This is a genomic window from Cellulomonas biazotea (genome assembly GCF_004306155.1).
Taxonomy (GTDB): Bacteria; Actinomycetota; Actinomycetes; order Actinomycetales; family Cellulomonadaceae; genus Cellulomonas; species Cellulomonas biazotea.
In genome coordinates this window covers 1-20,739 of sequence record NZ_BIMR01000030.1, presented here as the reverse complement: position 1 = coordinate 20,739, position 20,739 = coordinate 1, and the positions used below count along the sequence as shown (strand labels likewise).

The window sequence follows — 20,739 nt, the reverse complement described above, 5'->3', positions numbered from 1 at the left end:
GACGGGGTGGGCGCCACGCGGCGGCCACCCCGTCGACCGCTCGACGCCCGCACGGCGGCGGGCCGGTTCAGCGGGCAGGTCGGCGGGCCAGGTCAGCGGGCCAGGTCAGCGGGCCAGGTCGCGGCGGCGGAAGCCCGTGAACCCGACGGTGAGCAGGACGGCGGTGACGAGCGTGACCCAGCCGAGGCCGGTGTAGTCGGGGTCGGCGGCGGTCATGTGCGGGACGTGCCAGAACGGGCTGATGCCGAGCACCCAGTCGTCGAGCCCGAACGTCGGACCGAGGATGGTCAGCGCGAAGGACAGCAGGACCCCGACCCACGCCGCGAGGGTCACGGCCGGGTGGGCGCCGACCACGGCGACGGACACGGCGACGACGGTCCAGACGGCCGGGATCGTCACGGCGGCCTGCGCGAGGACGTCGCCGAACGTGAGGCCGATGTCCGCGCCGGCGGCGAGGGTCGCGATGACCGTCCCGGCGAGCAGCAGGAACACGGCGGGCGCGGCGAGGGCGACGACGACGTTGCTCGCGTAGTAGCGGCGGCGCGGCACGGCTCCCGCGAGCAGCGGCTCGACGCGGTCCTCGAGCTCCTCCGACCGCACCCGCAGGACGACCTGGATGCCCGCGACGGACGCGAGGATGCCGACGAGGCTGAGGATCGTCGTGACGAACGCACCCGCGATCTCGTCGGGGCTGGTCGCGCCGGAGGCGAGGACCCGCTGCACGGCGGGGTCGGACGCGACGATCTCGGTCACGGACGTCGCGAAGTAGCCGAACACGACGCCGAGCGCGACGAACGCGACGCCCCAGGTGACCAGCCCGCCGGTGTTGAGGCGCAGGGCCAGCCGCCACGTGGAGCGGGTCGCGCCGCGGGCGGGTCCGGGGCGCGGCGCGAGGGTGCCCTGCCCGAAGTCGCGACGGCCCTGCAGGACGAACGCGACCGCGGCGACGGCGGCGGCGAACGCGACGGCGAGCAGCAGCGGCGCCCAGTGGTCGCCCGCGGCGGGCCGGGTCTCGTGCATCCAGCCGATCGGGTTGGCCCAGATGGTCCAGGCGGGCGCCCCGACCGAGTAGCAGAACCCGCACAGCAGGAACAGCACGCCCAGCACGGCGACGGCCATCGAGCTCGCGGTCCGCGCGTCCGAGCCGATCTGGGCGGTGACGGCCGCGACGGCACCGAACATCCACCCCGTCGCGGTGAACGTCGCGGCGAGCAGCACCGAGGACCCCGGGTCGCCGCCGCACAGGATCGTGAGGCCCGCCGCGAGGATCCCGAGCCCGAGGGACCCGACGAACGCCATCCCCAGCCCGGCGAGCAGCCGGCTGTCGCGCCCGAGCACGCCGGACGCGAGCAGCTCGGCCTGGCCGGAGTCCTCCTGCGCGCGGGTCGCGCGGGTGACCGCGAAGATCGCGCCGAGGCCCGCGAGGAACCCGCCGAGGGCCAGCGACCGCCACGCGTTGAACCCGTCCGCGGTCGTGAGGTCGTTCGCCGGGCCGAAGATCAGGCCCAGCGCGGGGTTGGCGCCGATCGCGCCCGCGAGCGCCGCGCGCGCGGCCTGGTCGGGGAAGACCACCGGGTAGAGCAGCACGGACGTGACCGACAGGGCGCTCGCGATGACCGCCCACGGCGCCATCCGTCGCCCGTCGTGGTGCAGCGACGCCCGCAGCAGGGGGCGCACCCCCGTGACGGACGCGGTCGCTGCGCTCATCGCGTCGCCTCCGCGGGGGTGTCGTCGCCGTACAGGCGCAGGAACAGGCTCTCGAGCGACGGCGGCTCGACGGTCAGGGACGTGAGGCCGGTCGGTGCGAGCAGCGTCATGGCCTCGCCGATGCGGGTCGACTCGACCGTCGCGGAGAACCGGTCGCCGTCCAGGTGGACGTCGTGGAAGAAGGCGAGCGTCTCGCGGTCGGGGGTGCGTCCGAGGGTCGCGTGGATCGTCGTGTGGGTCTGCCCGCGCAGGTCGGCGAGGGTGCCGGACTGCACGACCCTGCCGTCGCGGATGATGCTCAGCCGGTCGGCGAGCGACTCGAGCTCGGCGAGGATGTGGCTCGACAGCAGCACGGTCGTGCCGCGGGCAGTCGCCTCCCGCACGACCTCCTGGAACACCTTCTCCATGAGGGGGTCGAGGCCGGACGTGGGCTCGTCGAGGATGAGCAGCTCGACGTCGGAGGCCAGGGCGGCGACGATCGCGACCTTCTGCCGGTTGCCCTTCGAGTACTGCCGCCCGCGCTTGGTGGGGTCGAGCTCGAACCGCTCGACGAGCTCGGCACGGCGCCGCTCGTCGATCCCGCCGCGCAGCGCACCGAGCAGGTCGATCGCCTCGCCGCCGGTCATCCCGGGCCACAGCGAGACGTCGCCGGGGACGTAGGCGAGCCGCCGGTGCAGCTCGACGACGTCGGCCCAGGGGTCCTTCCCGAGCAGCGTCACCGTGCCGGCGTCGGCGCGCAGCAGGCCGAGCAGCACGCGGATCGTCGTGGACTTGCCGGCGCCGTTGGGCCCGAGGAAGCCGTGCACCTCGCCGCGCGTGACCTGCAGGTCCAGCCCGCGCAGCGCGGGGAACCTGCCGAAGGACTTGACCAGCCCGGCGATGTCGACCAGGACGTCCGGCCCGCTCATGCGCGTCTCCCGTGACAGGACCCCCGACGGTCGGGGTGCCCTCAGTCAACTCCACACCTGGGGAACTCCACAAGCGGGGAGTTATGCTCCAGGGCATGGGAACGACGACGCCCGCACGGCGCACCGGCCGCCGCACCGGCGACAGCGGCACCCGCGACGCGATCCTCGACGCCGCCCTCGCCCTGTTCGCCGAGCGCGGCTACGACGGGGCCTCGATCCGCGCGATCGCCTCCGCCGCGGGCGTCGACCCCGCCCTCATCCGGCACTTCTTCGGCGACAAGGACACGCTGTTCGCGACCGTCGTCGCCGACCGCACCGCGATCCCCGGGATCGTGGGCCGCGCGATCGGCGGCGACCCGGCCACCGCCGGCCGTGCCGTCACCGACGCCTACCTGCGGCTGTGGGAGGCCCCGGCCACCCGCCCGGTCCTGCTCGCCCTGGTGCGCTCCGCCGTCACGTCCGAGCGTGCCGCGCAGATGCTCCGCGAGATCCTCCTGACCCACACCGCGCAGGCCGATCCCGACCGCGCACGCCGCGCGACGCTCGCCGGGACGCACCTGCTCGGCGTCGCGGTGGCCCGGCACGTCGTGCACCTGCCGCCGATCGCCGACCTCACGCACGACGAGCTCGTCGACGAGGTCGCCCCCACGATCCAGCGGTACCTGACCGGCACCCACCGCTGACCGCGCCGACACGCCCAGGACCGGACGCCGCGGCCGTCGGCCGTCGGCCGTCGCCGAGGTCGTCAGCTTGAGCCGAGGTCGTCAGCTGGAGCCGGCGAAGTCGGCGGCTACCGGCGAAGTCGGCGGAGACCCGCGGTCTGGCGGTGGGGGGTCAGAGGGCGAGCGTCGCGCGGGTCGTCACCAGGCCGACGTCGCCGAGGAACCGCTCGAACGCCAGGGTCGCCATGCCGATCGCCGCGGAGTTGCCGCGGACGGTCGAGATGCCGACGGTGAGGTCGGTCGCCGCGCCGTTCGGGGACTGCGCGCGGATCTCCGCCTCGGTGCCGGGCAGCAGGTCGTCGCCGAGCGCCCACGCGGTCCAGCCGGTGAGCATGACGAGCTCGGGGTTGATGATCGCGACGACGTCCGCGACGGCCGCGCCGAGGTACCGCGACGTGCGCGCGATCGTCTCGACGACGGCCGGGTCGGGCGTGGGGCTGCGCAGCGCTGTCGCGAGCGCGCCGATGACGTCGCGCTGCGGCAGGTCGGGGTCGGCCAGCGGGTGGTCGGGCGCGATCTCCCGCAGGGTCTGCTGGATCCCGGGGGCGCCGACGTAGGCCTCGACGCAGCCGCGCCGCCCGCACCGGCACCCGCGACCCTCGTGCACGAGCAGCGAGTGGCCCCACTCGCCCGCGCTGTTCGTCGCCCCGCGCAGGATCTGGCCCTCCAGGACGATGCCCGCGCCGACGCCGGTGCCCAGGTTGATCGTCACCATGCTCGCGGCGCCACGGCCGGTGCCGAGCCACAGCTCGGCGGTCGCGATGGCCTTGAGCGGGTTCTCGACGACGAGCGGCAGCCCGACGCGCTCGCGCAGCAGGTCGATGAGGTCCTCCGCGCGCCAGCTCCACTTGGGCACGACGACGGAGATCGCCCCGGTGCTGCGCTGCACGAGGCCGGGCAGGGCGACGCCGACGCCGAGCAGGCGGGACCGGTCGAGGCCGGTGGACGCGACGGCGGCGTCGAGGGCGCGGACGATCGCGTCGACGACGTACTCGGCGGACGTCTCGTGCTCGTCGAGGGCGAGGTCGGCGGTGCCGACCTCGGCGAGGGCCGCGTCGAACACGTGCGCGCTCACGTACGTCTCGGCGACGTCGATGCCGGCGATGAGGCCGCGGGCGCCGTGGATGCGCAGGGTCGTCGTCGGGCGGCCGACGCCGCTGACCGACAGGCCGGCCTCCTCGACGAGCCCTTCGGCGAGCAGCTCGGACACGACGGTCGCGACCGTCGCGAGGCTGAGGCCCGTGGTGCGGGCGAGCTCGTTGCGGTTCGACTCGCCCGCCGACAGGAGCGCGTGCAGGACGTCGAGCCGCGACTCCGAGCGGATGTCGCGCGAGGACCTCTTCCGGACTGCCATCCCTACTCCTTGCTGGGTGTCACCAGGACGGCGACCAGTGCCGGCTCGGTGCGGCCGACCGTGGCGCGCACCGCGAGACGTATGGTCCCACCGTTCCACGAGGCAGGCAGCCAGATCCGGCCCGGATCACCCCCGGTGAAGCGGGGCCGGGCGTCGTCGTCCAGCCAGACCCGTCCGAGGAGCTCCCCGTGGGCGTAGGCGGCGACGCGGACGTGCGTGCCCTCAAACCGGACCGAGCACCCGCCGGGCGGGACGTCGACGTCGAGCCAGCGCTCGTCGCCGGGTGCGAGCGCGAGCGGCAGCGTGACGTCCGTCGAGGTCGCGGGCGCGGCGGCGAGGGCGAGCAGGTCGCGGTCCGACTGCCCCTCGACCTGCCACCCGCGGACGGGCACGAGCCGCAGCAACGTGGTCGTCGGGCCGAACGCGCCCGGCGTGTGCGGGAGGGTCACCGCGACGTCGCGGCCCTCGCCGGGCGCGAGGTGCACCCACGGGTCGAGCGCGGTGACGAGCCGCTCGGTCCCGTCGACGGTCACCTGCACCGAGCCGGGCACGCCGTCGACGTGCAGCGCGTACGCGTGCGTGCCGTCGACGTCGAGACTCCGCCTGTACGTGATCGGCCGGCCGACGCGCGTGCTGCTCCAGCCGCCGAGCGTGCGCAGCGGCGCGGGGTCGCCCGCCCACTGGTCGTCGCCCTCGACGGTCCACAGCGCGTGCACGTCCTCGCGCCCGACGACCGACCAGACGCGTCCGAGGCCGCGCAGCGACCCCATCCGCATCGCGGGCAGGCGCACGTCGTCGAAGTTGGGGTGGCCCCACGTCTCGACGGTCGCGTCGAGACGCGTCACGCCGTGCAGGGGGACGACCTCGGTCGCACCGAACGCCGCGCGGGTGGGCAGCGGACGGCCGTCGAGCACCAGGTCGACGATGTCGGCCGCGCCCGTGACCAGCAGCTCGGTGACGCCCGTGACGTCGACGGAGTAGTGGGTCCGCCCGCGGTGCACGCCGACCTCCTCGGAGGCGGGCGGCAGGTCGTACGTCGTGGTGACGCCCGTGCGGGTGGGCAGGTCGAGCAGCCGGGCGGCCGCGACGCGCGTGGCCTCGGCGGCGGCGAGCGCACCCCGGACGGCCGGGGCGGCGGGCGCGGGGTACCGCGTCCCGTCCGGGCCCGGCACGTCCTGCGGGTGCCGCACGACGACGTGCCAGGTCGTGGCGCCGTCGTGGACGGTGGTGCGGACGGGCACACCGGGCTGCGGGGCGTCGAGCGCCACGGGGACGACGTCCCCGCCGCCGACCGACGCGCGTAGGGCGAGCACCGACGGGCCGTGCGCGGCGAGCTCGAGCCCGTCGGGGCCGGCGCCGACGAGGTCGGCGGTCGCGAGCACGAGCGTGCCGTCCAGGCCGTACCCGTCGAGCGGCAGGTCGCGCAGGACGAGCGTGCACGACCGCGGCGGGAGCGTGACGGTCGCGTCGGGCAGCCCGCCGGCGGCGGCGAGGACCGCGAGGGCGGCGTCGTCGCCGAGGTTGGTCACCCCGAGCAGCGAGCCGCCGCCGTCGAGCAGCAGGGCCGACGGCGAGGCGCTGGTCGGCGCGGCCGTCGAGTACGCGCCGGACGCGGCGACCGGCACGGCGCGCGCGAGCCGCGCACCGAGCGTGCGAGTCACGGCGGCGAGGACCCGGGCCTCGACCATCTCCGGCCGCGGCTCGCCCACCGGCGACAGGTACCCGCCGAAGTCGTAGTCGTGCGTCATGAAGCCGCCGGGGACGCCCCAGTTGCCGGTCGACGGCGTGAAGCCGAAGTCGTAGCCCGACGCCTGCAGGTAGGGCGCGAGGACGCGGGCGCCGCTGACGAGCAGGCGGCGCAGCGTGACGTGCGCGCGGTTCGTCTCGGTGACGAGCAGCGGCAGGCCGCGCTCCGCGAGCAGGTCGGCGTAGCGGCGGACCTCCGGCTCGACGGCCGTGGAGGAGTCCGACGGGTAGAAGTTGAACGCCGGGACGACGCCGTCGACGTCGCCCGTCGCGCCCGCGGCGTCGCCCTGCCCGGCGCACGCGATGAGCGGCACCGTGAGGCCGTGCTCGAGCGCCAGGTCGCGCAGCGCACCCACGTAGGCGTGCCGGTCGGCGGTGTCGAAGAAGTCGAGCTCGTTCTCGAGCTGGACCGCGACGACGCTGCCCCCGCGCCCGTGCTGGCGGGCGGCGAGGATCGGCAGGGCCCGGTCGAACCAGGTCCGGACGGCCGCGAGGTACTGCGGCTCGGCCTGCCGGAGGCGCAGCCCGGGCGTGAGGGTCAGCCACGCGGGCAGCGCGCCGCCGTCCCACTCGGAGCAGATGTACGGCCCGGGCCGCGCGATGACGGCGAGCCCCGCGTCGTGCGCGAGGTCGAGGAACTCCCCGACGTCGCGCCGCCCGGTGAAGTCCCACTCGCCCGGCGCGAGCTCGTGGAAGTTCCACGGCAGGTAGACGTCGACGACCGTGTACCCCGACGCCCGGACCTGGGCGAGCCGTGCCGCCCACGTCTCGCGCGGCAGCCGGAAGTAGAACAGCGAGGCGCACAGCAGCACGCGCTCCTCGCCGTCGAGCACCAGCCCGGACGTGGTGAGCCCGAGCCGGGCGTCGAGGTCGGTCGTCACTTCACACCCGCGCTTCCGCCGGAGACGTTCATCTCGTACAGGTACTTCTGGCCGAGGTAGTAGATGACGATCATCGGGACGGTCAGCATGATCGAGCCGACCATCACGAGGTTCCACGGCGGGAGCTGCATCGCGTTGCTCGTCGAGGTCATGTACTGCAGGCCGAGGGCCAGCGGCATCATGTCCTCCTGGTTGAGGTAGATGAGCGGGCCCATGAAGTCGCCCCACGCCGCGGTGAGCGTGAAGATCGCGATGGCCGTGAGGATCGGCCACATCATCGGCAGGATGATCCGGCGGTAGATGCCGAAGTACCCGAGCCCGTCGACCTGCGCGGCCTCGTCCATCTCGCTGGAGATCCGCGAGACGAACTGCCGGACGAGGAACACGTTGAACGCGTTGGAGAAGAAGTTCGGGATGATCAGCGGCAGGAACGTGTTGACCCAGCCGAGCTCCTTGAACAGCAGGAACTGGGGAATCATCGTGATCTGCGCGGGGATCATCATCGTGGCGAGCACGACCATGAACATGACGTTCTTGCCCGGTGCCCGCAGCCGGGCGAACGCGTAGCCGACGAGCGACGACGAGAGCACCTGACCGACCGCGGACAGCGTCGCGATGATCACGGAGTTGACGACGAACCGCCCCACGGGCAGCCCGGTCGCCGTGAACACCGACGTGAAGTTCGACCACTCGAACTCGGTGGGGATGATCGTGAACATGTTCGTCGCGCTCGTCTGGTCGCTCGACAGCGCGATCGAGAACATGAGGATGAACGGCACGAAGAAGATCGCCGACACGACGAGCAGCACCGCGTAGGTCGCGGGCGACGACTTGAACGCCTTGAGCGTGCGGGCCGACGTGAAGTCGCGGGCCGGTTCGCCGTGCTCGTCCGTGGGGGGTGCTGCGACCGGCGGCACCTGCGTGGCGGCAGCCATCACCGCACCTCCGTCTCGTAGAAGACCCACTTCTTCGACGTGCGGAACGCGATGATCGTGAAGGCGATGATCACCAGGAACAGCAGCCAGGCGATCGCCGACGCGTACCCGAAGTGGTAGAAGCTGAAGGCCTCACGGAAGAGCAGCGGCACCATCATCATGCTGGCGTTGTCCGGTCCTCCGGAGGTGAGGATGTAGACCTGCCCGAAGATCTGGAACGCCCCGATCAGCCCCATGATGAGGTTGAAGAAGATGATGGGCGTGATCTGCGGGAACGTGATCGACCAGAACTGGCGGATGGGCCCGGCACCGTCGATCTCGGCGGCCTCGTAGAACTCCTTGGGGATGCCGTTCATGGCGGACAGCAGGAGGACCGTGGCGCCGCCGGCGCCCCACGCGGAGAGCACGATGAGCGCGGGCTTGACCCAGGTCGGGTCGAGCAGCCAGTCCGGGCCCTGGATCCCGACGACCCCGAGCAGGTCGTTGAGCGGGCCCGAGGGGGCGAGCACCATCTTGAAGACCATCGCGGTCGCGACGAGCGGGACCAGCGTCGGCAGGTAGATGAACGTGCGGAAGAACTTGCGGCCGCGGACCTTCTTGTTGAGCAGGTTCGCGAGCCAGACACCGATCACGAGCCCCAGCGGGACGGAGATCAGCGCGTAGAAGAACGTGTTCCCGAGCGCCTTCCAGAAGATCGGGTCCTGCGTCAGCGCCTGCGTGTAGTTGTCGAACCCGACGAACTGCGGCGGCGTGAACGAGTCCCACTCGGTGAGCGAGATGTAGACGGACGCGATCATCGGGCCCAGCAGGAACCCCACGAAGCCGATCAGCCACGGGGAGATGAACAGCCAGAACCAGCGAGCCTCGACCTTGCGTCGCCGTGTCAGCTTCTGGCGAGGCGCCTTGCGCCCCCCGGGGCGGTGCGGGCTGGTCGCCCGCACCGCACCGAAGGCCTCGCCGAGGGTCGCGGTCATCAGCTCGCCGGCTTGATGATCGTCTCGAGCTTCTTCTGGATCGTGTCGAGCTGCGTCTTGGCGTCGCCGCCCTCGTTCCAGAACGTGCCCAGGTTGTCGTCGAACGCGGCCTGCATCTCGTTCCACTCGGGGATGAGCGGCGAGCGGAAGACGAAGGACGACGACTCGCCGAAGGCGGCCATGTTGACCTCACGCGTGGCCCACGCCGGCTTGAGGAAGTCCTCCGACTGCTGCACCTCGAGGTTGGCGGGGACGTCCTGCGCGTTCTTGATGATGACGGCCTGCGCCTCGGCGTCCGTGAGGAAGTCGATCGCCTCGAACGCCTCCTCGGCGTTCTTGCTGTCGCGGGAGATCGCCAGGCCCGAGCCGAACGCGGAGACGGCCTGCTCCTGGCCCTGCCACATCGGGGCGATGTCCCAGTTGAAGTCGACGTCGAGCAGCGAGTTGATCGCCCAGAAGCCGGTCGTGTTCATCGCGACCTTCTGCGCCGCGAACGCCGGGTCGCCGCCCATGTCGGGGCCCATGTCCGCGTACTGCGCGGCGGTCGGGACGACGCCGTACTTGTGCGTGAGGTCGTTGGCCCACTGCAGGGCCTCGACGACCTCGGGCGAGTTGGCCGTCGGCTGGCCGTCCTCGTCGATGATCTGGCCGCCGTTCTGGTACGCGAACGACCACCACTGCGCCCACCAGCCGGCGCCCGCGTAGCCCCACTGCTGGTCCGGGACGGTCAGCTTCTCCATGGCGGCCTGGGCGTCCTGCCAGGTCCAGTCGGCGTTCGGGTACTCGACGCCGGCCGCGTCGAACATGTCCTTGTTGTAGTAGACGATCATCGCGCCGGAGCGGTCGGGGATCGCGTAGACGCTGTCCTCGTAGGAGTAGAGCGTGCCGACGGGGCCGAACCGCTCCTCCAGGTCGAGGCCCGCGTCGGCGGCGAGCTCGTCGAGCGGGATGATCTGGTTCTTCGACGAGTAGACGTTGACGCCCTCGGCGACCTGCATGATGTCGGGGCCGTCGCCGCCCGCGATCATCGTCTGGACCTTCTGCTCGTACTGCTCACCGGGGATGAGCTGCAGCTCGATCTTGATGTCGTCCTGCGACGCCTCGAACAGGTCGATGCGCTCCTGGTACGACTTCTTGTCGACGTCGCCGCCCCAGACCGTCATCTTCAGCGTCGTGGTGCCGCCGGACGCGCTGTCGGCGTCGCCGCCGCCCGAGCTGCAGGCGGTCAGTGCGGCGATGCTCAGCGCTGCGATGGCAGCCGTTCCGGCACGGACGCCGATCGACCTCTTCGTGCTCATGCTGTCCGCCTCTCTGCGGTCAGGGACGGCGTCGCCGCGTCGTCTTCCCACGGCACCGTCGAGAAACTGTGGCGCTAAATCTAACCCTTAGACGAAGGGATGGAAAGCGGCGTCCGATCACAGTACGGTCACGGCGGTCACGGCGAGGTCATCGCGGCACCATCCCCGGGCCACGCGCAGGACAGGGCCGGGTAACACCGAACCGGGGCGTGACCAGCACCGGGACCCGACGACGGCGCCGCGGCGTCGCCCGTCCGGCGGTCACCCGTCGAGCCCTCGCGGCACGCGCAACCCGTTCGGGCGTTCAGCACACCGGGCCACCGGCCGATGAGAGGGATGGCAGCGGCAGCCGCCACCACGCGTGCCGCTCAGGGGGGGCACGGGCCCCCGGGACGAAGCCGTCCGGGGCACCCGCGTCGCGTGCGTGGACGGTCGCCGGACGTCCCCTGCCGTGAAGAGGTCCTGACATGCCGGCCGACGGGCAGCACCCGACGACACCACCGCCGACGGTCGCACGCACCGTGCACCCGTCGCCCGTCGTCGACCGCCCCGGCCCGCGCCACCGGGACCTGCCGTGACCACGCCGGCCCGCGTCGTCCAGGTCGACGCCGACGCCGGTCGCGCCGCCGGGACGGGCTACCTCGTCGGCCCGCGGCTCGTCCTCACGACCCGACAGCTCCTCGGCAAGGACGCACCCGCCGCCCGCGTGCGGCCCCCGCAGGGACCGCTCACCCCCGAGTGGGTCGCCCGCCAGGCCGCCCGGGCGCCCGTCCGGCTGCGACCCGCCGGGCGCCCCCCGGAGCAGCCCGCGTCCGCGGCCGCCGTCGTCTGGTGGCACCCGCAGGCCGACGTCGCGCTGCTGCTCGTCACCGACCCCGACTGGCCGCTGCTCGACCCCGAGGACCTGCGGACCACCTGGTCGGAGGTCGACGGGACGACGGACTGCGCCGCCGGCGGCTTCCCGCGCCGCCCGTCGGGCACCCCCGGCGAGCCCGGGGTCCGGCTCGCCGACGAGGTCCACGCCGTCGTGCGGCCCGGCCGCGCGCGCGCCCAGACCATGACCGTCGAGCCCGCCGTGCCGCCGACCAGCGGCTCGGGCGGGACGTGGGGCGGCTTCACCGGGGCCGCGCTGCTCGCCGAGGACCTCCTGGTCGGCGTGCTGGCGAGCGGTCCCGCGCAGCGCACGGACGCCGACGGCCCGCCGCCGCTGCAGGCCGTCCCCGCCCACCGCTTCGCGGCCAACCGCGACCTCATCGACTGGGTGACCGCCGACGCCGGGCCCGGCACGTGGACCCGCTCGCCCGCCGGACCCACCGAGCTGCGGCGACGTCGCGAGCAGGACGAGCGCGGCGACATCGACTGGCCGGTCGTCGTCGGGCACCTCCCCGCCGCCGACCCCGACCACCACCCGCGACCGAGCCTCGCCGTGCTGCTCGACGACCCCGCGAGCGGCCGCCTGCACGCCGGCACCACGACGCTCCTGCGCGGCGACCCGGGCAGCGGCACCAGCGCGCTCGCCGCCGCGCACGCCCGGGCCGTGCTCGACGCCGGGTCGGTCGACGTCCTCGTCTGGGCCGACGCGCGTACCCGCGCGGGCGTGCTGTCGGCGTTCGCGGCGGCCGGCAACATCGTGTGCCCCTCCGCGCGCACGGGGGCCGACGAGCAGGCCGCGAAGCACTTCCTCGCGTGGCTCCGGTCGACGCACCGGTCCTGGCTGGTCGTGCTCGACGACGTCGCCGAGCCCGTCGGGATGCGGGACCTGTGGCCGCACGGCGCGAGCGGGCAGGTCGTCACGACGAGCCGGCACGCGGAGGCCGTGCCCGCGGCGGGCGCGGAGATCGTCGAGGTCGACGTGCTCACCGACGAGGACGCCGCCGCGCTGCTGGTGACGGCCCTGCCGGGCGTCCCGCAGGACGTCGCCGACGACCTCGCGCGCGACCTGGGCGGCCTGCCGCTCGCCCTCGCGCAGGCCGTCGCCGGGATGCGCGGGCGCGGCACGTCGGCGGAGGACTACCGCGAGCAGCTGCGGGTGCGGCGCGGCGAGCTCGGGCTGGCGTCGAGCGGTGCGACCGACGGCGCCTCGACGGTCCTGGCCACGACGACGCTGGCCGTGGACCGGGCCGACGAGCACGAGCCGCACGGGCTCGCGCAGCTCGTCCTCATCCTCGTGAGCGTGCTCGCCCCGACGTTCCCGGTCGCGCTGCTGCGCACGACTTCCGCGAGCCGCGCGGTCGCGACGCTCACCCGTCCGCGCACGTGGCGGCGGTGGATCACGCCCGCGCACGCGCTCACGGGCGACCAGATGGCGCAGGCCCTCGACCACCTGTGCGACGTGGGGCTGGCGTCGGTCGACGACGACGGGGTCGCGCACGTCCACGAGCTCGTCCAGCAGGTCGTGCGCGAGCAGCTCGACCGGACGACGTTCGACACGGCGGTCTGCGCCGCGGCGGACGCGCTGCTGGAGGCGTGGCCCTACGACGACGGTCTGCCGTCCGGCGCGGCGGCCGCGCACCTGTTCCGCGACGGCGTCGCGACGGTCGCGGCGCTGGACGTCCACCACGTGCTGTGGCGGCCGGACGGTCACGCGGCGCTGTGGACGGCGGGCGCGAGCCTGGTCCGTGCGGGGCTGCACGAGGAGGCGGTCGCTCGCTGGGAGGGGCTCGTCGAGGAGGCGGCCCACCGGCTCGGCGACGACCACGTGGACACGGTGACGAGCCGCAACAACCTGGCGCTCGCGCACCGCGAGAGCGGTCGCCTGGACCGTGCGGTCGGGGTGCTGGAGGCGACACTGGAGGACGCGGAGCGGACGCTCGGGCCGGCGCACCACGCGACGCTGACGTGCCGGAACAACCTGGCGATGGCCTACCGCGACGGGGGGCAGCACGAGCACGCGCTCGCGATGCTGCTGCGCAACGTCACGGACGCGCAGCGCACGCTCGGCGCGGGCCACCCCGACACGCTGCTGAGCCGGACGAACCTGGCGCTCGCGCACCGCGACGCGGGCCGCGTCGACCTGGCGCTGCCGCTGCTGCAGCGCAGCCTCGCGGACGCCGAGCGGAGCCTGGGCGTGCACCACCCCGACACGGTCGCGACGCGCACCGCGCTCGCGCTCGCGCACCGGGCCGCGCGCCGCTTCGACCGGGCCCTGCCGCTGCTGGAGCACGCCCTGGCGGACCGCGAGCGCGTGCTCGGCCCCGACCACCCGGACACGCTGACGAGCCGCCTCGAGCTCGGACAGGCGTACCGCGACGCGCGCAGGGTCACGGAGGCGCTGCCGGTCCTGGAGCAGGCGGTCGCGGACGCGGAGCGCGCGCTCGGCCCCGACCACCCGACGACGCGGGCGTGCCGGCGCGACCTGGCGCTGGCGTACAAGGACGTCCGCCGCTTCGACGAGGCGCTCCCCCTGCTGGAGCGGCTGCTGTCGGACGCGGAGCGGGCGGGCGGGCCGCAGCACCTGGACGCGCTGGAGAGCCGCAGCGTCCTGGCGCGGGCGTACCACGACGCGGGCCGGGTGGACCGGGCGGTGCCCCTGCTGGAGCGCACGCTGGCCGACCGTGAGCAGGTGCTCGGGTCGGACGACCCGGACACGCTCGCGAGCCGGCACGACCTGGCGACGGCGCTGCGCGACGCCGGTCGTCCGCGGGACGCGCTGCGCCTCATGCAGCGGACGTTCGGCGACCGGCAGCGGGTGCTCGGCGAGGAGAGCCAGGAGACGCTCGCGAGCCGGCACGGGCTGGCGCTGACGCTGCGGGACACGGGCCGGCTGGACACGGCGGTGGTGCTGCTGGAGGGCACGCTGACGGATCGCGACCTGGTGCTGGGTCCGGGGCACCCGGACACGATGACGAGCCGGCACGACCTGGCGATGACGTACCGGCTCGCGGGCCGGGCGGACGAGGCGCTGCCGATGCTTGAGCGCACGCTGGCGGAGCGGCAGCGGATGCTCGGGCCGTGGCACGTGGACACGGCGACGAGCCGGCGGGCGCTGGCGGTGGCGTACCGGGAGGTGGACCGGGTCGACGAGGCGCTCGCGCTGGAGGAGGTCGACGCACCCGCCGACGACGAGGAGGTGGACGACGGCACGCCTATCGTCGCACCCTTCGTCTAATGGCTGTAATTATGGCTAGAGTCTCGTCTCATGTCCGTCGCCTGCCGAGGCGCCGCCGTCGAGGTCGACGGCCAGCACCCCCTGCGGTCCGTCCTGCGGCTTCTGCGCGCGCACCGCCGCCGGGTCCTCGGTGCCGTCCTGATCTTCCCCGTGAAGGACTCGCCGCAGTGGCTCATGCCGGTCGTCACGGCCCACGTCATCGACGTCGTCGTCGACGGCGGGCCCCCTCGCGAGCTCGGCATCTGGGCCGCGATCGCGTTCGTCGCGCTGCTGCAGAACTACCCCACGCACGTCCTCTACACCAAGCTCTTCATGGGGGCCGTCCGACAGATCGGCGCGGACCTGCGCAACGCCCTGACCGCCCGGCTGCAGAGCCTGTCCATCGGCTTCCACTCCCGGACGTCGTCGTCGCTCGTCCAGACCAAGGTCGTCCGCGACGTCGAGAACATCGAGCTCGCGCTCCAGCAGGTCACCCACCCCGTCCTCGCCCAGACGACCGTCGTCACCGGCGCGATCGTCATGACCGCGCTGTCCGTGCCGCAGTTCCTGCCCGTCTACGCGCTCACCATCCCCCTCGCCGTCGCCCTGCGGTGGGCCCTCGCCCGCCGGTCCCGCCAGCGCAACGAGGACTTCCGCCGCAACGTCGAGCAGTTCGCGACCCGCGTCGGGGAGATGGCGACCCTGCTGCCCATCACGCGCGCGCACGGCCTGGAGGCCACCGCGCAGGCGCGCATCGCCGAGGGCGCCGAGGGCGTGCGCACCTCCGGGTACGAGCTCGACATGCTCAACGGCCGGTTCCAGTCGCTGTCCTGGGTCGTCCTGCAGCTGCTCAGCGTCGGGTGCCTCGTCACCGGCGCCTGGGCGAGCGTCAGCGGCCGCGTCGCCATCACGCCCGGCGAGGTCGTCCAGCTCTCCGCGTACTTCGGCCTCATCACCGGCGGCGTCACCCAGGTCCTCATGGTCCTGCCCGTCGGGCACAAGGGGCTCGAGTCCGTGCGGTCCGTCGCCGAGGTCCTCACCGAGCCCGACCTCGAGGAGAACGCGGGCAAGGACGTCGTGCGGTCGGTCGGCGGCGCGCTCCGGTTCGACCACGTCGACTTCCGCTACCCCGACGCCGCGGAGCCCGCCGTCACCGGCATCGACCTCGACGTCCGGCCCGGCGAGACCATCGCGTTCGTCGGCCACTCCGGCTCCGGCAAGTCCACGATGCTCAACCTCGCGCTCGGGTTCCTGCGCCCCACCGGCGGCCGGATCCTGCTCGACGGCGTCGACGCCGCCACGCTCGACCTGCGCACGTACCGCGCCCACGTGTCCGTCGTCCCGCAGGACTCCGTCCTGTTCGAGGGCTCGATCCGGGAGAACGTCACCTACGGCATGACCGACGTGCCCGACGCCCGCGTCCGGCAGGCCCTCGTCGACGCCAACGCCGCCGAGATCGTCGACGCCCTGCCCGACGGCTGGCACACCGTCGTCGGCGAGCGCGGCGCACGCCTGTCCGGCGGGCAGCGGCAGCGCATCGCGATCGCCCGGGCGCTCGTCCGCGACCCCCGCGTCCTGCTGCTCGACGAGGCGACGTCCGCGCTCGACTCCGAGTCCGAGGCGCTCGTCCGCGACGCCCTCGCGCGCCTCATGGCCGGCCGCACGACGCTCGTCGTCGCGCACCGGCTGTCGACCATCCGCAACGCCGACCGGATCGTCGTGCTCGACCACGGGCGCGTCGTCGAGGTCGGCAGCCACGACGAGCTGCTCGACGCGGGCGGCCGCTACGCGCGGCTCGAGCACGCCCAGCGCACCTGACCCGCACGACGAACCCCCCGACGAGAGGCAGTGTGGCCTTGACCAGCACCCCGACCGGCACCGGCCCGACGACCAGCACGTCCCGGCGGCGCGCCCGCCTCGGCATCGTCGCCGCCGCGACCGTGGCGACCGCGGCCGCCGGCGGCACGGTCGCCGCCCTCGTCGCGACCGCCCCCGACGACGTCGCCGGCGAGCCGCTGACGATCACGCCCGACCCGTCCTACCGCGCGAGCGAGCGGTTCCAGGGCTGGGGCACGAGCCTCGTCTGGTTCGCGCACGCGACCGGCGGCTACCCGGAGGACCTGCGCGAGGAGCTCTACCAGAAGGTGTTCGGCGAGGACGGGCTGAACCTCACGGTCGTCCGGTACAACGTCGGCGGCGGCAACGCGACCGACGTCGACTCGCCCGCCTACATGCGGCCCGGCGGCGACGTCCCCGGCTGGTGGTCGCCCGGCCTCCTCGGGCCCGACGGTGCCGTGCGCGACGCCGCCGACGCCTACCGCGCCGCCTTCGACCCCGACGACGACGCGTCGTACGACCTCGACGCCGACCCCGGCCAGCGGTGGTGGGTCGAGCGGCTCGCGCAGGACGCGCGCGTCACGCACTGGGAGGCGTTCAGCAACTCCCCGCCGTGGTTCATGACCGAGTCCGGCTACGCGACCGGCGGCCTGGAGCCCACGACCGACCAGCTCCGCACCGACAGCGTCGACGACTTCGCCGCCTACATGGTGCGGGCCGTCGAGCACCTGGAGCAGACCTACGGCGTCCGGTTCTCCACCATCGACCCGATGAACGAGCCGAACACCGACTACTGGGCCACCCGGTTCCGGCCCGACGGGACCCTGGAGCCGCGCCGCCAGGAGGGCGCGCACCTGTCGCCCGCCCTGCAGGCGACGCTCGTCGAGTCCCTCGCGGCCCGGCTCGCCGCCCCCGGGACCAGCACCGACGCCGTCGTGTCCGGACCCGACGAGACCAACCCGCGCCTGTTCGTGCAGGACTGGGAGGGCTGGACCCCCGCCGCGCGCGAGGCCGTCGGGCAGCTCAACGTCCACACGTACGGCACCGAGGACCGCGTGCAGGCCCGCGACATCGCTAAGGCCGCCGGCAAGCGGCTGTGGATGAGCGAGGTCGAGGGCGACTTCAGCATCGAGGGCGGGTTCGACCTCGACGACATGGCCAACGGCCTCGGCATGGCGACGCGCATCGTCGACGACCTGCGCGAGCTCGAGCCGTCCGCCTGGGTGTTCTGGCAGCCCGTCGAGGACCTGTGGCACATGGAGCTCGAGGCCGACGGCAACTGGGGCAGCGTCTACGTCGACCTCGACTGCTCCGCCGACGGGACGTCCGCCCGCCGCGTCGCCGCCGGGCACGCCGACCCGACGTGCCGCGTCCTGACGAACACCAAGTACGACACCGTCCGGAACTTTACGCACTACATCGAGCCCGGCGACTCCCAGGTCGCCGTCGACGACCCGTCGACCACCGCGTTCGTGCACGGCGACGAGGACGGCGCGACGCTCGTGCACGTCAACCAGTCGCAGTCCGACCGGGCGGTCACCCTCGACCTGTCGCGGTTCGCGTCGTTCGACGGCGCGACCGTGACCCCCGTCGTCACCACCGCCCCGCCGCCCGTCCGCACCGACGACGCCGCACCCTGGTCGCTCGTGCCCGGCGAGCCCGTGCGCGTCGGGCGGGACGGGACCGTCACCCTGGCCGTCCCCGCGAAGTCCGTGACGACGTTAGTCGTCGAGGGCGTGTCCGGGGTCGCCGACGGGACCGGCCTCGCGGACGGCACCGCGTACACCCTGACCAGCGCGGACGGCGGGCTGGCCCTCGCGGCCGGGTCGGACGGCGGTGCGGACGGCGCGACGACCGTCGAGGCGCCGGACGGCTCCGCCGCGCAGACGTGGACGCTGCACACCCTGTCCGGCGCGGGCACGAACCGGCACGTCGTCGCCCTGTCCGACGGCACGGGCCGGTTCCTCGCGACCGACGACGACCGGACGACTCTCGTCGCGTCCGACGTCGACGCCGCGCGGCAGGACCCGGCGCAGCAGTGGGTGCTCAGCAGCCTCGACGGCCGCACGCGCTCGCTGCTCAACGTCGCGACGACACGCCAGCTCGACGTCGCCCGCCGCAACGCCGAGCCGGGCACGGCCGTCGCCCTGACCCCGGCAACCACCGACCCGCAGCAGGCGTGGACGTTCGCCCCCGCGGAGTCGTGAGGGTCGTCAGGACTACCGCGGCGGGAGCTGCTGGACGGCCCACTCGTTCCCGTCGGGGTCGGTGAACCCGGTGAACCGGCCCCACGGGAACTCCTGCACCTCGGGGGCGTCGACGCCCTGCGCGAGCAGGTACTCGCGCGCGGCGTCGGCGTCGTCGACCACGACCTGCAGGCCCTTGGCCGACCCGGGTGCGGAGTCCGCCAGCCCGACGCCGACGGAGATCGAGCACGCCGACCCCGGGGGCGTGAGCTGCACGAAGCGCAGGTCGTCGGAGATCTTGTGGTCGTGGTCGACGACGAAGCCGACCTTGTCCGCGTAGAACGCCTTGGCGCGGTCGACGTCGCTGACCGGTACGTAGACGAGCTCGAGCCTGAAGTCCATCGGTCGTCCCCCTCGTGCGGGCCGCCGACCCGACGTCGACGGCGGACGTCCATCGTCCCGCGCGCCACCCACACCGGTCTGCCCGATTCTGTCGAAGCGCATCGACGGATGTGGCAGGGTCGTCCCGTGCCCGACGACGCGCCCACCGCCCTGCCCGCCGACCTCCCCACCGACCCGACCGCCGACCCGTCCGCCGCGCCGACGGCCGCCGGCATCGGCGGCCCCACCCCGACCCCCCTGCCGACGCGACCGGTCGTGCCCGGCTTCCACCCCGACCCGAGCGTCGTCCGCGACGGCGACGGCTACGTGCTCGTGTGCTCGAGCTTCGAGTACGCGCCCGGCCTGCCCGTCTTCCGGTCGGACGACCTCGTGACGTGGGACCTGGTCGGGCACGCGTGGGACCGCCCGTCCCAGCTGCGGCTCGACGGTCTCAGGCCGTCGGGCGGCGTCTACGCGCCGACCCTGCGCCGCCACGACGGCCGGTTCTGGCTCGTCACGACGAACGTCAACGACGGGCCCGGCCACCTGCTCGTCACCGCCGAGCGCCCCGAGGGCCCGTGGTCCGAGCCCGTGCGCATCGCCGAGGCGGGCGGCATCGACCCCGACCTCGCGTGGGACGAGGACGGCACCTGCTACCTCACCTGGTGCGACGGGGGGATCCAGCAGGCCGTCCTCGACCCGACGACCGGACGGCTGCTGTCGGCGCCGCGCCGGATCTGGAGCGGCACCGGCGGCAAGCACCCCGAGGGGCCGCACCTGCACCGCGTCGGCGACACGTGGTACCTGCTCGTCGCCGAGGGCGGCACCGGGCACGGGCACGCGGTGTCCGTCGCGCGCGCGCCGTCGCCCGCCGGCCCGTTCGAGCCGTCGCCGCACAACCCGCTGCTGACCGCGCGCGGCACCGAGTCGGTCGTGCAGAACGCCGGGCACGCCGACCTCGTCGAGCGCCCCGACGGCACGTGGGCCGTCGTCTTCCTCGGGGTGCGGCCCGTCGGGTACTTCCCCGGCTGGCACGTCCTGGGCCGCGAAACGTACGCCGCCGAGGTCACGTGGCGGGACGGCTGGCCGGTCCTCGGGGCGCCGGTCCAGCCGACCGCACCGGCCGCGGAGGACGAGACCCTGCCGCCGCACGACCTGCCCGTGGGCTGGGTCGGCGCCGGGGTCTTCCCCGCCGACGTCCTGCGGTGGTCGGGCGACGCCTGGCGTCTCGCGGCCCCCGCCGGCGACGCCGCCGACGAGGGAGCCACCGCCGCGGACGCGCCCGGCCGCACCTTCGTCGGGCGCCGCCAGGAGCACACCCGCGTCACGGTGCGCGGCCAGGTCGAGCCCGGCGACGGCACCGGTGGGATCGAGGTCCGGATCGACCCCGACCACGCCCTCACCCTCGAGGTCGAGGGCGCGCGCGTCCGGGCGGTCGCCCGCGTCGGGTCGCTCGTCTCGGTCCTCGGCGAGGCGGCCGCCGACGCCACGACCGTGCTGGAGCTGCGGGCCGACGCGTCGCCGTTCCACGTGTACAGCCACCGGCGCGGGCCGGACGAGCTCGTCGCGGTCGTGCACGGCCCCGACGGCACGGTCGAGCTCGGCCGGCTCGACGGCCGGTACCTGTCGTCGGAGGTCGCCGCCGGGTTCACGGGCCGCATGGTCGGGCTCGTCGCGAGCCGCGGCGAGGTCGTCGTGCGGTCGTTCACCTACGCGGGCCACGA

At 74.1% G+C, this 20,739-nt stretch carries 13 protein-coding genes; 5 read left to right on the top strand and 8 right to left on the bottom strand.

The features are described 5' to 3' along the window. Window positions 1-105: 105 nt before the first annotated feature. Entirely contained in the window at window positions 106-1,707 is a 1,602-nt protein-coding gene (locus CBZ_RS03150; RefSeq protein ID WP_130780151.1) for an ABC transporter permease, read from the bottom strand. Beyond that, window positions 1,704-2,615 carry an ABC transporter ATP-binding protein gene (locus CBZ_RS03145; RefSeq protein WP_130780150.1) on the bottom strand — a complete coding sequence of 304 codons (912 nt, stop codon included), beginning with the start codon at window positions 2,613-2,615 and terminating at the stop codon, window positions 1,704-1,706. Before CBZ_RS03145 ends, CBZ_RS03150 begins: the two co-directional genes overlap by 4 nt. 95 nt (window positions 2,616-2,710) lie before the next feature. On the opposite strand from CBZ_RS03145, the gene CBZ_RS03140 reads away from it, so the two are divergent. Then, window positions 2,711-3,298: a TetR/AcrR family transcriptional regulator gene (locus CBZ_RS03140; RefSeq protein ID WP_165446624.1), complete on the top strand. Its 588-nt coding sequence runs from the start codon at window positions 2,711-2,713 to the stop codon at window positions 3,296-3,298. A gap of 151 nt (window positions 3,299-3,449) precedes the next feature. Here CBZ_RS03140 and CBZ_RS03135 read toward each other — a convergent pair whose 3' ends face one another. Genes CBZ_RS03135 through CBZ_RS03115 form a run of 5 tightly spaced genes read right to left on the bottom strand, consistent with a single transcriptional unit; the run spans window position 3,450 to window position 10,525 of the window. Beyond that, window positions 3,450-4,691 (bottom strand): ROK family transcriptional regulator, encoded by a 1,242-nt coding sequence (locus CBZ_RS03135; protein ID WP_130780148.1) that lies wholly within the window; start codon window positions 4,689-4,691, stop codon window positions 3,450-3,452. A 2-nt stretch (window positions 4,692-4,693) separates the two neighbouring features. Continuing rightward, the gene (locus CBZ_RS03130; RefSeq protein WP_130780147.1) at window positions 4,694-7,318 is read right to left on the bottom strand and encodes a beta-galactosidase; all 2,625 of its coding nucleotides are present in this window, start codon (window positions 7,316-7,318) and stop codon (window positions 4,694-4,696) included. Further along, window positions 7,315-8,253: a carbohydrate ABC transporter permease gene (locus CBZ_RS03125; protein WP_130780146.1), complete on the bottom strand. Its 939-nt coding sequence runs from the start codon at window positions 8,251-8,253 to the stop codon at window positions 7,315-7,317. The genes CBZ_RS03130 and CBZ_RS03125 overlap by 4 nt, the downstream gene beginning before the upstream one ends. Further along, a complete protein-coding gene (locus CBZ_RS03120) occupies window positions 8,253-9,227 on the bottom strand; it encodes a carbohydrate ABC transporter permease (protein WP_130780145.1) in 975 nt (324 codons plus the stop codon). Before CBZ_RS03120 ends, CBZ_RS03125 begins: the two co-directional genes overlap by 1 nt. After that, window positions 9,227-10,525, bottom strand: coding sequence for an ABC transporter substrate-binding protein (locus tag CBZ_RS03115; protein WP_130780144.1), 1,299 nt, complete (start codon window positions 10,523-10,525; stop codon window positions 9,227-9,229). The genes CBZ_RS03120 and CBZ_RS03115 overlap by 1 nt, the downstream gene beginning before the upstream one ends. Before the next feature lie 574 nt (window positions 10,526-11,099). Between CBZ_RS03115 and CBZ_RS21955 the strand changes: the two genes are divergently transcribed. Genes CBZ_RS21955 through CBZ_RS03100 form a run of 3 tightly spaced genes read left to right on the top strand, consistent with a single transcriptional unit; the run spans window position 11,100 to window position 18,655 of the window. Beyond that, complete coding sequence (locus CBZ_RS21955) at window positions 11,100-14,633, top strand: tetratricopeptide repeat protein (RefSeq protein ID WP_130780143.1); 3,534 nt, start codon at window positions 11,100-11,102, stop codon at window positions 14,631-14,633. Window positions 14,634-14,663: 30 nt separating this feature from the next. Further along, window positions 14,664-16,430: an ABC transporter ATP-binding protein gene (locus tag CBZ_RS03105; protein WP_130780142.1), complete on the top strand. Its 1,767-nt coding sequence runs from the start codon at window positions 14,664-14,666 to the stop codon at window positions 16,428-16,430. Window positions 16,431-16,468: 38 nt separating this feature from the next. Further along, window positions 16,469-18,655 (top strand): glycoside hydrolase, encoded by a 2,187-nt coding sequence (locus CBZ_RS03100; protein WP_130780141.1) that lies wholly within the window; start codon window positions 16,469-16,471, stop codon window positions 18,653-18,655. 12 nt (window positions 18,656-18,667) lie between these two features. On the opposite strand, the gene CBZ_RS03095 is transcribed toward CBZ_RS03100, so the two are convergent. Beyond that, window positions 18,668-19,036, bottom strand: coding sequence for a glyoxalase superfamily protein (locus CBZ_RS03095; protein WP_130780140.1), 369 nt, complete (start codon window positions 19,034-19,036; stop codon window positions 18,668-18,670). A gap of 126 nt (window positions 19,037-19,162) precedes the next feature. Here CBZ_RS03095 and CBZ_RS03090 point away from each other — a divergent pair. Further along, window positions 19,163-20,739 (top strand): glycoside hydrolase family 43 protein (locus tag CBZ_RS03090; protein WP_246012999.1); only part of this gene is annotated, 1,577 nt, incomplete at its 3' end.